The sequence below is a fragment of the Hymenobacter sediminicola genome, from assembly GCF_014250515.1.
In the GTDB taxonomy this organism is placed as follows: Bacteria; Bacteroidota; Bacteroidia; order Cytophagales; family Hymenobacteraceae; genus Hymenobacter; species Hymenobacter sediminicola.
The window spans coordinates 1,625,409-1,638,367 of record NZ_CP060202.1; the positions used below are offsets into that span (position 1 = coordinate 1,625,409).

General features: G+C 60.2%; 11 protein-coding genes. 4 read left to right on the forward strand and 7 right to left on the reverse strand.

Annotated elements, in window-relative coordinates; all coding sequences use genetic code 11:
* The first annotated feature begins 12 nt into the window (after positions 1-12).
* From H4317_RS06930 to H4317_RS06945, 4 genes are all read left to right on the forward strand, one after another.
* On the forward strand, positions 13-777 hold the full coding sequence (locus H4317_RS06930; RefSeq protein ID WP_185889397.1) for an SDR family NAD(P)-dependent oxidoreductase: 765 nt from the start codon (positions 13-15) through the stop codon (positions 775-777).
* A 151-nt stretch (positions 778-928) separates the two neighbouring features.
* The gene (locus H4317_RS06935) at positions 929-1,786 is read left to right on the forward strand and encodes a fumarylacetoacetate hydrolase family protein (protein ID WP_185889398.1); all 858 of its coding nucleotides are present in this window, start codon (positions 929-931) and stop codon (positions 1,784-1,786) included.
* On the forward strand, positions 1,773-2,603 hold the full coding sequence (locus H4317_RS06940; protein WP_185889399.1) for an amidohydrolase family protein: 831 nt from the start codon (positions 1,773-1,775) through the stop codon (positions 2,601-2,603). The genes H4317_RS06935 and H4317_RS06940 overlap by 14 nt, the downstream gene beginning before the upstream one ends.
* 12 nt (positions 2,604-2,615) lie before the next feature.
* Positions 2,616-3,404, forward strand: coding sequence for an L-fucose dehydrogenase (locus H4317_RS06945; RefSeq protein WP_185889400.1), 789 nt, complete (start codon positions 2,616-2,618; stop codon positions 3,402-3,404).
* Positions 3,405-3,588: 184 nt separating this feature from the next.
* Here the strand turns inward: H4317_RS06945 and H4317_RS06950 are convergent, their stop codons facing one another.
* The 7 genes from H4317_RS06950 to H4317_RS06980 all read right to left on the reverse strand — a co-directional run bounded on the left by H4317_RS06950 (position 3,589) and on the right by H4317_RS06980 (position 12,959).
* Entirely contained in the window at positions 3,589-4,158 is a 570-nt protein-coding gene (locus tag H4317_RS06950) for a LutC/YkgG family protein (protein WP_185889401.1), read from the reverse strand.
* Complete coding sequence (locus H4317_RS06955; protein WP_185889402.1) at positions 4,155-5,531, reverse strand: lactate utilization protein B; 1,377 nt, start codon at positions 5,529-5,531, stop codon at positions 4,155-4,157. Before H4317_RS06955 ends, H4317_RS06950 begins: the two co-directional genes overlap by 4 nt.
* Before the next feature lie 127 nt (positions 5,532-5,658).
* Positions 5,659-6,402: a (Fe-S)-binding protein gene (locus H4317_RS06960; RefSeq protein ID WP_185889403.1), complete on the reverse strand. Its 744-nt coding sequence runs from the start codon at positions 6,400-6,402 to the stop codon at positions 5,659-5,661.
* A 133-nt stretch (positions 6,403-6,535) separates the two neighbouring features.
* Positions 6,536-7,864: an FGGY-family carbohydrate kinase gene (locus H4317_RS06965; protein WP_185889404.1), complete on the reverse strand. Its 1,329-nt coding sequence runs from the start codon at positions 7,862-7,864 to the stop codon at positions 6,536-6,538.
* A gap of 2 nt (positions 7,865-7,866) precedes the next feature.
* The gene (locus H4317_RS06970; protein WP_185889405.1) at positions 7,867-9,147 is read right to left on the reverse strand and encodes a sugar isomerase; all 1,281 of its coding nucleotides are present in this window, start codon (positions 9,145-9,147) and stop codon (positions 7,867-7,869) included.
* A 368-nt stretch (positions 9,148-9,515) separates the two neighbouring features.
* A complete protein-coding gene (locus tag H4317_RS06975; RefSeq protein ID WP_260625883.1) occupies positions 9,516-10,559 on the reverse strand; it encodes a GntR family transcriptional regulator in 1,044 nt (347 codons plus the stop codon).
* 291 nt (positions 10,560-10,850) lie between these two features.
* The gene (locus H4317_RS06980; protein WP_185889406.1) at positions 10,851-12,959 is read right to left on the reverse strand and encodes a bifunctional aldolase/short-chain dehydrogenase; all 2,109 of its coding nucleotides are present in this window, start codon (positions 12,957-12,959) and stop codon (positions 10,851-10,853) included.

The window sequence follows — 12,959 nt, forward strand, 5'->3', positions numbered from 1 at the left end:
AACCAGACCTTCATGTTCAGTTTACAAGGCAAAAGCGCCGTCGTGACGGGCGGCGGCAGCGGAATCGGGCAGGCCATTGCGCAGCTGTTTGCGCAGCAGGGCGCCCATGTGCACATCATCGAGCTCAACCAGGAAGCCGCGTCCCACACCGTAGCCGAAATCCAGCGGGCGGGCGGCACAGCTGAGGCGCACCTGCTCGATATCAGCCAGCAGACCGACGTGGTGCGCGTGTTTCAGACTATCGGCCAAGTGGATATTCTGGTTAATAATGCCGGCATTGCCCACGTCGGTAACGTGGCGCAGACCGCTGAAATCGACTTCGACAGGGTGTATCAGGTGAATGTGAAGGGTGCCTACAACTGCCTGTTTGCGGCCGTGCCCCTGATGCAACAGCACGGCGGCGGCGCCATCCTCAACATGGCCTCCATTGCCGCCCACGTCGGCATCACCGACCGGTTTGCCTACTCCATGAGTAAGGGTGCCATCCACGCCATGACGCTGTCGGTGGCCCGCGACTACCTGGCGGCGGGCATCCGCTGCAACAGCATTTCGCCGGCCCGCGTGCACACGCCGTTCGTGGATGGCTTCATTGCCAAAAACTATGCTGGCCGCGAAGCGGAGCTGTTCGACAAGCTCTCCAAAAGCCAGCCCATCGGCCGCATGGGCACGCCCGCCGAAGTAGCTGCCCTGGCCTTATACCTGTGCTCTGCTGAAGCCGGCTTCGTCACCGGCTGCGACTACCCGCTGGATGGCGGTTTCATCACGCTGAATAATTGATTGTTGGGGGTTGATTGGTGATTGTTGGGGCTGATTGTTTTGTGCTTTGCAACGTCCGACTCATCTGCCCGACCTTCCCAACAATCACCAATCAACTCCCAACAATCACCAATCAGCCTCCACCAATCACCAACCAATCAACTATCCTCACATGAAGCTAATCCGCCACGGCCGGCCTGAGCAGGAGCAACCCGGAATCATCCTCAACGACCGGAAGTACGACGTTTCAACTTTCGGCGAAGACTACAACGAAGCGTTTTTTGCCAACAACGGCCTGGCGCGACTGGCGGAATTTGTGCAAGTCAACGAAAGCCAGCTGCCGGAACTGGCCGACGACGTGCGCCTGGGCAGCCCGGTGGCGCGGCCCAGCAAAATCGTGTGCGTGGGCCTCAATTACGCCGACCACGCCCGCGAAACCGGCGCCACGCCGCCACCCGAGCCGGTGCTGTTCTTCAAGTCCACCACGGCGCTGGTGGGCCCGAACGACGCTATTGTCATCCCGAAAAACTCGGTGAAAACCGACTGGGAAGTGGAGCTGGCCGTAGTGATTGGCCAGCGCGCTTCCTACGTGGACGAAGCCGAAGCGCACGAGTACATTGCCGGCTACGCGCTGCACAACGACGTGTCGGAGCGCGAGTTTCAGCTGGAACGCAGCGGCACCTGGGACAAGGGCAAGGGCTGCGACACCTTCGCGCCCATCGGCCCCTGGCTGGCCACGCCCGACGAAATCCCGGACGTAAATAACCTGCGCCTATGGCTGAGCGTGAACGGGCAAATGATGCAGGACGGCACCACCGCCAACCTCATTTTCCGGATTCCGTTTCTGGTCAGCTACATCAGCCAGTTTATGACGCTGCTGCCCGGCGACATCATTTCCACGGGCACCCCGGCCGGCGTAGGCCTGGGCTTCAACCCGCCCGTGTACCTCAAGCCCGGCGACGTGGTGGAGCTGGGCATCGAAGGGCTGGGCACGTCCCGGCAGCAGTTGAAGGCCTATGCCAAGAATTGACGCGCACCAGCACTTCTGGCACTTCGACGCCCGGCGCGACGCCTGGATAACGCCCGACATGGCCGCCATCCAGCGCGACTTTCTGCCGTCGGATTTGGAGCCGCTGCTGCACCGCCACGGCCTCGACGGTTGCGTGGCGGTGCAGGCCAGCCAAAGCACTGGCGAAACCGAATTTCTGCTGGAGCTAGCCGCCCGCCACGACTTCATCCGGGGTGTGGTGGGCTGGGTTGATCTGCAGGCTGAAAACGTGTCCGAGCAACTGGCGCACTACGCGCAGTTTGATAAGCTGAAAGGCTTTCGGCATATCCTGCAGGGCGAAACCGACCGGGCCCTCATGCTCCGGCCGGAATTCCGGCGCGGTATTGCCGCACTGTACCAGCACGGTTTTACCTATGACCTGCTTATTCAGCCCGACCAGCTGGGCTACGCAGCCGAGTTGGCAGACGTGTTTTCCACGCAGCCCTTCGTACTCGACCACCTCGCTAAGCCGCTCATTAAAGCGGGCGAGCTGGAGCCTTGGCGGCGTGAACTGCAGGCCCTAGCCGCCCAAGAAAACGTGCTGTGCAAGGTATCGGGACTGGTGACGGAAGCCGACTGGCAGCACTGGACGCCGCAGGATTTTCAGCCGTATCTGGATGTGGTGTTCGACGCCTTTGGTCCTGCCCGCGTACTGTTTGGCTCCGACTGGCCGGTGTGCAACGTGGCCGGCGGCTACGGCCGCGTGGTAGAGCTGCTGCAGGACTACGTAGCGCGTTTTTCGGTGGAAGATCAGGCCGGTTTCTGGGGCGAAACCGCCGCGCGGGTGTACCACTTATAAGTCATTTCAGCCATGGATTTACAGCTTCAGGATAAGGTGATTCTCGTGAGTGGCGGTGCCAAAGGCATCGGTGAAGGCATTGTGCAGGTGCTGGCGCAGGAAGGCGCCGTGCCAGTCATCATCGGCCGCAACGGAGCCGATAATCAGGCCGCTGTAGCGGCCGTGGTAGCGGCGGGCGGCCGCGCCGGCCAGGTAGTGGCCGAGCTGTCGGACCCGGCGCACTGCGAAGCGGCGGTGCGGGCCGCCGTAGTGCAGTTTGGCCGCCTGGATGGGCTGGTGAACAACGCCGGCGTGAACGACGGCGTGGGCTTAGAGCACGGCAGCTACGAGGGGTTTGTGGCGAGTCTGCACCGCAACCTAGTGCACTACTACCTGCTGGCGCACCACGCGCTGCCGGAGCTGAAAAAGTCGCGGGGCAGCATCGTGAATATCAGCTCTAAAACGGCCGAAACGGGCCAGGGCAATACCTCGGCCTACGCCGCCGCCAACGGCGGCCGCAATGCCCTCACCCGCGAATGGGCCGTGGAGCTGCTCAAATACGGTATCCGCGTGAATGCCGTGGTGGTGGCCGAATGCTGGACGCCGCAATACGAATCTTGGATTCAGACACTGGCCAATCCGGCCGAAAAGCTCCGCGAAATCACCGCCCGAATTCCTCTGGAAAACCGCATGACCACGGCCGAAGAAATTGCTAATACCACGGCCTTTCTGCTCTCGGCCCGCAGCAGCCACACCACCGGCCAGATTCTGCACGTCGATGGCGGCTACGTGCACCTCGACCGGGCCCTGGCCAACGCCTGAGCTGGTGGTTAGTAAAGGGTATAGAATTGACTAGGCTGTGTCTGAAAACTCTAGAACGGTAATGCTGAGCTTGTCGAAGCATCTCTACCGCTTTGTTGGGCTACTACTGCAACGAGGCGGTAGAGATGCTTCGGCAAGCTCAGCATGACGCTCAATACACTTTAAACGGCTTTTCAGACACAGCCTAAGGCACCAGCAGCACCGTCAGACTGCGGGCGCCGTGCGCGCCAATCACCAACGACTGCTCGATGTCGGCGGTTTTGGAAGGGCCGGCCAGGAACGTGCCGTAGCCGCCCACCGTGGCCAGTCGGGCGTAGGCCTGGTGCATGGTGGCTACCAGCTGCTGCCGGCTGAGAACCAGGGCGAGATGCTGCGTTATCATGGGTAGCGCGCGGTGCAGCATGTTTTCTTCCGGCAGCCAGATAGCACCGTTTTCGGCCACCCCAAACTCGCCCTGCAACACCGCCAGTTCTACGTCGGCCAGCACCGCCAGCGGAGTTTGCGCATCAACGGATACGTTGGCAGAGGAGAGCAGGGGAGAGGCCACGCGGTAGTCCGCCGGGAATAGCTGCCGGACAACCTCCTCCAAGTGAGCCAAGGCGGCGACTTCCACCACGCGCCCGCCAATGGCCTGCACAAGCGTCGTAAACTTTTCCACTGAGGCGTCGCCTTCGAAAAACGGCACGGTAGGCAGCGGTACTTTGGCAGGCTGATTGGCCGTCACAGCGGCCAGGATTTTCTCGCGGCTGCTCATGCCTTGTCGTTCTGAGGTTGTTGTGCGTACCACTCGCGGAAGCTTTGCTGGGGCGGTGCTGGCAGTTCGCGCGCAATGGCCCAGGGGTTGTAGCCCTGGCCGTGGGTGAGGCCGTGCGGCAGCAGGCGTAGCGCCTGCCGGGCCACTTTGCCGCCCGCGCTGTACATCCCTGGTTTGGCCAGCACGCGGCTGAGCAGGCGCATGCTCCACTTCTTGCTGGTCGGCAGCTTGCCCGCCTCACCCAGTACCTGCCGCCATTTATATAGCTGCGTATGGATGTCGATTTTGACGGGGCACACGTCGGTGCAGGAGCCGCAGAGCGTGCTGGCAAACGGCAGCGAGGCGTGCTTGCGCATGTCGATGTTGGGCGACAGAATCGCGCCAATGGGGCCCGGAATCGTGAAGTCGTAGCTGTGGCCGCCGCTGCGGCGGTACACCGGGCAGGTATTCATGCAGGCCCCGCACCGGATGCACTTCAGCGACGCCCGGAAATCGGGCCGGCCCAGCTGCTGCGTGCGGCCGTTGTCCACGATGACGATGTGCAGCTCCTTGCCCTCGGCGGGCCGGGTGAAGTGCGAGGTGTAGGTGGTGATGGGCTGGCCGGTGGCGCTGCGCGTGAGAATGCGCGTGAATACGCTCAAATCGGAGAGGCGCGGAATCAGCTTTTCCATGCCCATGCACGCAATATGCACCTGCGCCAGGTTCACACCCAAGTCGGCGTTGCCTTCGTTGGTGCACACCACCACGGTGCCGGTTTCGGCCACCGCGAAGTTCACGCCCGAAATAGCCACCTGGCCGGCCAGAAATTTCTCGCGCAAGTGCTGGCGCGCCGTTTCGGTGAGTTGCTGCGGGTCGTTGTTGCCTTTTTCGGTGCCGAGGTACTTATGAAACGTGTCGCCGACGTCCTCCTTTTTCAGGTGAATGGCGGGCAGTACTACGTGGCTGGGTGCTTCCTCGCGCAGCTGAATAATTCGCTCACCCAGGTCAGTATCAATTACCTCGATGCCGTTCGCCAGCAGGTGCGGATTCAGGTGGCACTCCTCGGTGAGCATGGACTTGCTCTTGACCACGCGGGTCGCACCATGCTGGCGCAGCAGCCCCAGTACAATGGCATTGTGCTCGGCCGCATCGACAGCCCAATGCACGTGCACGCCGTTGCGGCGGGCATTTTCCTCGAATTGCTGCAAATAGAAATCCAGCCGGCTGAGCGTGTGGTCCTTGATGTCGGAAGCCAGCTGGCGCAGTTCCTGAAACTCAGGCGTGGCGTACACCGCTTTGTCGCGCTTCTCGCGCACAAACCACAGCGTTTCGTCGTGCCAGGTGGTGCGCTCGGCATCCAGCAGGAAAATATCGGAGCGTTCAGAATGGCTCATCTTGATTGTTGATGGCTGGGGGCTGATTGTTAATTGTTGGAGGTTGATGGCTGATTGTTGGTTGGTGATTGACGACTGTCGAGTTTCAACAATCATCAGCTAACAATCAACCTCCAACAATCAGCCATCAACCGATAATTACTCCATTAAGGATTTCGGCGGCGTGCAGTACATGCACCGGCAGCTTCTGGCGGCGCACGATACCTTCCAGGTGCATCAGACACGACATGTCGCCGCCGGTAAGCACCTGCGTGCCGTTGCGTACGTGGTCCTGCACCCGGTCCTGGCCCATGCGCGCCGAAATGCCCGCTTCGCTCACGCAAAACGTGCCCCCGAAACCGCAGCATTCGTCGTTGCGGGTCAGCTCCGTTAGCTCCAGGCCCTGCATACCGCTCAGCAGCCGCCGCAGCTGCCCGTCGCGTACCGGCGTCATTTCCGATTCGTTGGCTTGGTGCAGGCCACGCTGGCCGTGGCAGCTCAGGTGCAGCCCCACTTTGTGCGGAAATGAGCCCGGAATTTCCGTGATGCCCAGCACATTGATGATGAAGTCGAACAGCTCCAGCGTGTTGGTGCGCACGTGCTGCACCGCCGGCGTCTGTTCGATGATGTTGAAGTGCTTGCGCACGTGGTACACGCAGCTACCAGCCGGCCCCACCACGTAGTCGTAGTCCTGGAAAGCATCCACAAAGTTGTGGTACACCGGCTTGGCGTCCTGCTCACAGCCGCTGTTGGCCATCGGCTGCCCGCAGCAGGTTTGCTGCTTCGGGAAATGCGCCCGCACGCCTAGTTTTTCCAGCAACTGCAGCGAGGCAATAGCCACCTGCGGATAAAACTGGTCGACGTAGCAAGGGACGAAAAGGGCTACTTTCATGCGTTGTTTTAAACGTCATGCTGAGCCGGTCGAAGCATCTCTTTCGCCAAAGTAACTTGACTACTATTGCGGGCGAGATGCTTCGGCAAGCTCAGCATGAGAACTATTTGCTAGGGTGCTGTGAGGTAGAAAATCAACTAAACAACAGCTGCGTTTTCTTCCAGGCTTCGCCCTGCTCCATGTGCATGAGCGCGCCCAACGCCGTGGCCTGGGGCACTTCCAGCGTGCGGATTTTGGCATCTGGAAAGCTCCAGCCGAGCAGCTGCATAAACAGCGGATTGCGGGCAAAGCCACCATCCACGTAAATCAGCTTTTCGTCCTTGCGAATTAGGTTGATGGACTCGGTGAGGATGCGCATCAGGCCGTGCATGAGGTGCTGGTAGGCGTCGGCGGCGGTGCTGAAATTGCTTAGGTCCCACTCGGTGGCGGGCTGGTCGGGGAAAGGGCCGGTACCGTGCATGCACCAGGGCCGGAAGCTTAGCGAGGCCTCATCATATGGCCGCGCTACCATCAGGGAGTGGTAGAAATCAGGCTTGACATGGAAGTAGTGCGCGATGCGCTGTACCTGAAAGTCATGCTCCCGCCCAAAGAACACGCGCGAAGCCTTGGTCATTTCGCCTTTCGGCGAGAGGTAGCTCAAACAGTCGCGGCTCAGCAGCTCGGGCGTAAGTGGCTCGCGGTTGAACGGGTTGAGCGTAACGGCCCAGGTACCCGTGGACACCAGCAAAAACGGCTGCTCGTTTTCCTGCAGGTAGGGCAGCAGCGCGGCCGAGCTGTCGTGCAACCCAACACCCACCAGAATGCCGTCGACCACCGAGGCAATGGAGTCTTTGGTGAGTGGTGCCAGCTTGTCGTCGATACCTTCGCGGTACACCCAGTCGTGGTAGCGGCCCAGCTTGAAGTTCCAAAGCCCCGTGTGGCAGCCCACCGACGTGAAGTCGCTGAAGGCCTCGCCCGTGATGAGGTAGGACAGGTACTGTGGCAAGTGCAGCGAGGTGCGGATGCGGGCGTATTGCTCGGGCCGGGTTTGCTTGAGCCAGTACAGTTGCAGCCCCGAGTTGAGCATGCCCAGCCGTGGCGAGCATGTTTCAATGGCGAAGTCTACCGGACTCTGCTCCAGCTCCGCAAAAAACTGCTCCTGCATAGGCGCTGGCAGCGGTTTGAGGTAGTTGTAGAGCGGCAGAATCGGTTGGCCATTAGCCCCCAAATGCACGAAGCTGGCCCCGTACGACGTGAAATTCACGCCCTTCAGGTTGTAGTGCGTGTCGTGGCGGAGCGCCTGCCAGCGGTCCTGCACCCACTGCGAGAGGCGCGTCAGAGTTTCGCACGGAAAGCCTTCCTCGTCCACGGTTTCCAGGCACACTTGCTGGTGCTCGTCGATGATCTGGCGGTCCTCATCAAAAAGGATGACTTTCTTGTTGGTCTTGCCAACATCGAACACGGCGTAGATGGATTTTTTCATGCTTATAGGCCGGTCGAAAGGCTGAGTTTGCCGCGTTGCTGAATGAGTTGCTCGCGCACCTGGCCGGCGCGGTACACGGCCACCGGGCTCAGGGCGCCGCCGGCCTGGCGGTAGGCCTCGGCCACTAGCGGCCGCACGTCGGTCAGGAAAGCGTCGCGCAGCAGTTCTTCGGCCCGCACCACGTCGTTGGACTCCTGGGCTTCGTGCAGGGCGGCGCGGTCTACTAGCAGGGCTTTGGCATAAGCGCCCAAGATGCTTTCCACAGATTGCAGCAGGTCTTCGAGCGGGTCTTTGGTGTTGTGGCTGGCGTCAATCATGTAGGCCACGGCGGCCTCGGCCAGCGTCTGGTCCTGGGCGGCATCCACCAGCTCGTTGAAGATCAGAAACAGCTGAAACGGCTTGGTGCTGCCGGTAGTCAGGTCGTCGTCGCCGTACATCGAGCCGTTGAAGTGGAAACCACCCAGGCGCCCAAAGTGCTTGAGGCGGCCCACAATCTGCTCGATATTGGTGTTGGGCAGATGGTGGCCCAGATCCACGAGCACCTGCGCCTGCTGGCCCAGATACTGGCACAACGAGTACGACGTGCCCCAGTCCGGAATGACGGTGGAGTAAAAGTGCGGCTCGTAGGGCTTGTACTCAATCAGCATCGTCATATCCGAAGGCATGGCCTCGTAGATGCTGGCCAGCGACTCGGCAGTACGCTGGTAGGCGCGGCGCAGGTGCTGCTGGCCGGGGAAGTTGGAGCCGTCGGCGAGCCAAACTGTATGGATTTTTGCGCCGAGCTGCTTGCCGTATTCTACGCACTCGATGTTATGCTGAATGGCCTGCTGGCGCACGGCAGTTTCGGTGTTGCTCAAAGAGCCGAACTTGTAGGAGTAGGGCTGGTTTTTCTGGTCCTGAAACGTGTTCGAGTTCATCGAATCAATCGTTAGGCCCGACTCGCGTAGCTGCTGCTGCAGGGCCGGCACGTCCTGCGGAATATCCCACGGAATGTGCAGCGAAATCGAGTTCGACGAGCCGTTGAGGCGATTGAGCAGAGCCACGTCCTGGATTTTCTCTTCCAGACTGCGCGGCTCGCCGCCCAGCGGGTAGCGCCCAAAGCGGGTGCCGCCCGTGCCCAGCGCCCAGCTCGGAATAGCCACTTGAAATGCCACCAGTTGCTGCACCACGTCCGGCGCTTCCACGCCGCGGCGGGCCAGCAACTCGGTAAGGAATTGGTAGCGGAATTGGTGGTCGTCCAGCAGCGGCTGGTTGAGGTCCTGAATCTGTTGATCCGTGAGCATAGCGGAAAAGACGAGGGTGGGAGGGATAAGCCGGCCAGCCATTGGCAGGCACCGGATGGGTGCGGCGCGGGCTGGATTTAGAGAAGCAAACTACCACCCGCCCCCGCCGGAACTGTTCTGAACTCTCCTGTATGCCGGGTATTTTCAGCGGCCGGTGAGTGAGCGGTTAATTGCAACGGCAATTTGGCACATACCCTTTTCGAGCTGTGCCGGGAAGTTCGGTCAACTCAACGGTGTAGAGACGCATAGTAGCGTCTCGTCGTTGCTGACGTTGTATGGACAGAACGACGCGCCTTTGTTCGTTCAACGACAAGACGCAAGTATGCGTTTCTACACCGTTCAGGAAATCCGCCAGACTAACCTGTAACCTACAGTGAGCCGCGCCGAATCGTGTAGAACGGGTTTTTCACCTTCACGCGCTGCTTTTCCAGCAGCAGCTCGGCGGCGGTGCGGCCCATGGCCTCGAAGTCGGTGGTGATGACGGTAATGCCTAATAACTCCTTCAGTGTGCTGGAGTTGAAGGACAGGATGCCGATTTCGCGGCCCAGCAGGTAGTGCGTCTGGCGTACTTTTTTGATGAGCTCGGCCAGGTCGGTGGTTTCCACCACCACGTAGGCCGTGCCGGGCTCCATCACCTCGTTCATGGCGCTTTCCTTCACCGAAAACTCCTTGTTGTAGTTGATGCAGAACGTGCGGAAGCCCCAGGCAATTTCCACCGGGTAGTTGTTGCCGACGCTGGGCAGCACCAGCACCATGCGGTGGTATTTTTCGAGCAGGTCGTTGGTGCCTTCCAGCGCCGTGAAAATATCCTTGTCGAAATCCTGATACACGGTCAGCGGCTGCTGTTTCAGCTCGGGCAGCTCCTTGTCGAGTAGCACTAACTCGTCGGTCGGAATGGCGTTCAGGATGCTCTTGTAGTCGGCTTTGTCCAGGTCCTGGGTGAAGTGGGGCATGACTACATAGTAGTTGTACTTGCCCATATTCTTCTCCATTATTTCCTGGAAAATGGAGGCACTGTAATGATGAATCTGCAGGTCTACGGTGGCCCGCTCGCCCAACGCCTGCAAGAAGGCGTAGTACACGATTTTCTTGTAGGAGCTGAGCTTGTTGAAGACCAGCAGAATCTTGATTTTGTTGTTGTCGGGGGCTTGCACGTAATATCCTTTGCCTTGCACCGACGTGCAGAAACCCCGCTCCCGCAGCTCCCGATACGCTTTTTCCACGGTGTCGCGGGCCAGGTAGTATTCGGCGCTCAGCTCGCTGATGCTGGGCAGCTGGTCGCCTTTGCGGAGTGTGCCCCGCTCAATATCGGTGATGACGGACTGCACAATCTGCTTGTACTTCGGCGTTTTGTCGAACGGCTTGAACTGCAGCTTGTACATGGGTTGGGCGGACGGATAGAGGGTGGGCATAGCGCCGGCTGACCAGCGGGCTAGGTGGGAGGAATAGAGCAGCCGCAGCCAAGCCGGAAAGGAGTGCATCCGGGGGCGGCGTAGGTAGGAGCGAGGGTGGGACTACGCTGGTCACGGGATAAATTACAGAGCTTATCCTACAATGCGAAGCAAAATACCGGTTTAGTTGTGCAATCGTTACCGGGAACGTTGCCAAAAGCCTCCGAATCAGTAGGCAGTTTTAAAGTTCGAGAAATATAAAAAGGCCAGCATATCGGCTGGCCTTTTTACGTCCCTTTCTTCCACAATCAATTAGCGCACGAAGGCCATGGCCACGCCGCCGTCTACGTTCAGCACATTGCCGGTGCTCTTGCTCAGGCTACCATCCACGAACACGCGAACCGCTTTGGCAATGTCTTCAGACAACAATTCTTCGCCTAGCAGGGTGCGCTTGGCGTAGTGCTGCGGCAGCTCTTCCACCGAAATACCGTAGGCCTTGGCCCGGCCGGCTGCCCAGTCGCCTTCCCAGATCTTGCTGCCGCGCAGCACCGCGTCAGGGTTGACGGTATTGACGCGGATTTTGTCGGGACCCAGCTCGGCGGCCAGCAGGCGGCTCATGTGCAGCTGGGCCGCTTTGGCCGTGCCATATGCCACGTTGTTGGGGCCGGCCACGAGGCCGTTTTTGCTGGCAATATTCACGATGTCGCCGCCCAGCGCCTGCTGACGCAGGATGCGTACGGCCTCCTGGCTCACCAAGAACTGACCTTTCACCAGCACGTCGTTGAGGATGTCCCAATCGGCCTGGGTGGTGTCGGCCAGCGGCTTGCTGATGCTCAGGCCGGCGCAGTTCACGACGATATCCACGCCGCCGAACTGCAGGACACTGGCTCGCAACGATTCGGCAATGCTGTCGGCATCGGTCACGTTGATGGACGCGGTGAGGGCGCTGTCTTTACCGAATTGCTTGCGCAGGTCGGCCTGGGTTTCTTCCAGCCGGTCACGGTCTACGGCCACCACGCAGGCGCCGGATTTCAGCAATTCCTCGCAGATGGCTTTGCCGATGCCGCCGGTGCCGCCCGTCACGAAGGCCACCTTGCCCGACAGGGCTTTGGGCGGAGCCATGCGCTGCAGCTTGGCTTCTTCCAGCAACCAGTATTCGATGTTGAAGGCTTCCTGCTCGGCCAGACCAGTGTATTCGCTTACCGCCTCCGCGCCTTTCATGACGTTGATGGCGTTGGTGTAGAACTCAGCAGCTACACGAGCCGTCTGCTTGTCTTTGGCGAAGGTGAACATGCCCACGCCAGGCCACAGAATCACCACCGGATTGGCGTCGCGCATCGCGGGCGAGTTGGGGTGCTTGCTGCGCTCATAATACGCTGCGTAATCCTGGCGGTACGCTGCAAACTGCTCCTGCAAGTACTCCTGCACGGCAGCCAGAGGCTGGTGCATGATAGCCTCATCGAGTACCAGCGGGCGAATTTTGGTGCGCAGGAAGTGGTCGGGGCAGGAAGTGCCTTTCTGCGCCAACCGGGCCAAATCGTGGGAGTTCACGAATTCCAGCACGCGGGCGTCGTCGGTGTAGTGGCCCAGCATGCGGCGGTGGCCCGAGGCCAGACCGCGCAACACCGGCATTACGTCGGCGGCCATACGGCGGCGGGTGGCTTCATCGGGGCCAGCGGAGAGCTTCACGCCGCCGAAAACCGGTGCTTTTTTGCCGTAGTTGGCTTCCAGATACGTGGCCGCCATTTCAATCACCTCCAGGGTGTTGATATACGACTCGTAGCTGGTGTCGCCCCAGGTGAACAGGCCGTGGCCGCCTAGAATCACGCCGCGCAGACCCGGATTATCAGCCACAATTTTCTCCAACTGCAAGCCCAGGTCGAAGCCCGGCTTCTGCCACGGCAGCCAGCCCATGGTGTCGCCCCAGATTTCCTGCATGATCTGCTCGCCGTCTTTGCTGGCGGCAATGGCAATCAGAGCGTCGGGGTGTAGGTGGTCGATATGCTTGAAGGGAAGCAGGCCGTGCAGCGGCGTGTCGATGCTGGGGGCCGCGCACTTGGGGTCGAACAGGCAATGGTTGAACAAGTCCACCATTTCGTCCTCGAATTCCAGTCCACGGTAGCGGTTTTTCAGCTGGTGCAGCTTCTCTACATACAGGTTGGCGCAGCCGGCTTTGGTGAGCGTACCAATGTCGCCGCCCGAGCCTTTCACCCACATTACTTCCACAGGCTGGCCCGTGACCGGGTCAATTTCTGTAATCTTACACGACGTATTGCCGCCGGCGTAGTTGGTCAGGCGCAGGTCGGCGCCCAGCAGATTGGAGCGGTACAGGAACAGCGCGACTTCGTCGTGGGCCAGTTCCAGGGCTTTGGCCTCGTCCCACAGATAGCTGACGTGCTGAAAGGTTAAGGTTTTTTCCAT

Coding starts and splice junctions, on each gene's coding strand:
- H4317_RS06945 (WP_185889400.1), top strand. CDS start 2,616: ATGGATTTACAGCTTCAGGATAAGGTGATTCTCGTGAGTGGCGGTGCC.
- H4317_RS06975 (WP_260625883.1), bottom strand. CDS start 10,559: ATGCCCACCCTCTATCCGTCCGCCCAACCCATGTACAAGCTGCAGTTC.
- H4317_RS06970 (WP_185889405.1), bottom strand. CDS start 9,147: ATGCTCACGGATCAACAGATTCAGGACCTCAACCAGCCGCTGCTGGAC.
- H4317_RS06930 (WP_185889397.1), top strand. CDS start 13: ATGTTCAGTTTACAAGGCAAAAGCGCCGTCGTGACGGGCGGCGGCAGC.
- H4317_RS06940 (WP_185889399.1), top strand. CDS start 1,773: ATGCCAAGAATTGACGCGCACCAGCACTTCTGGCACTTCGACGCCCGG.
- H4317_RS06960 (WP_185889403.1), bottom strand. CDS start 6,402: ATGAAAGTAGCCCTTTTCGTCCCTTGCTACGTCGACCAGTTTTATCCG.
- H4317_RS06935 (WP_185889398.1), top strand. CDS start 929: ATGAAGCTAATCCGCCACGGCCGGCCTGAGCAGGAGCAACCCGGAATC.
- H4317_RS06965 (WP_185889404.1), bottom strand. CDS start 7,864: ATGAAAAAATCCATCTACGCCGTGTTCGATGTTGGCAAGACCAACAAG.
- H4317_RS06950 (WP_185889401.1), bottom strand. CDS start 4,158: ATGAGCAGCCGCGAGAAAATCCTGGCCGCTGTGACGGCCAATCAGCCT.
- H4317_RS06955 (WP_185889402.1), bottom strand. CDS start 5,531: ATGAGCCATTCTGAACGCTCCGATATTTTCCTGCTGGATGCCGAGCGC.
- H4317_RS06980 (WP_185889406.1), bottom strand. CDS start 12,959: ATGGAAAAAACCTTAACCTTTCAGCACGTCAGCTATCTGTGGGACGAG.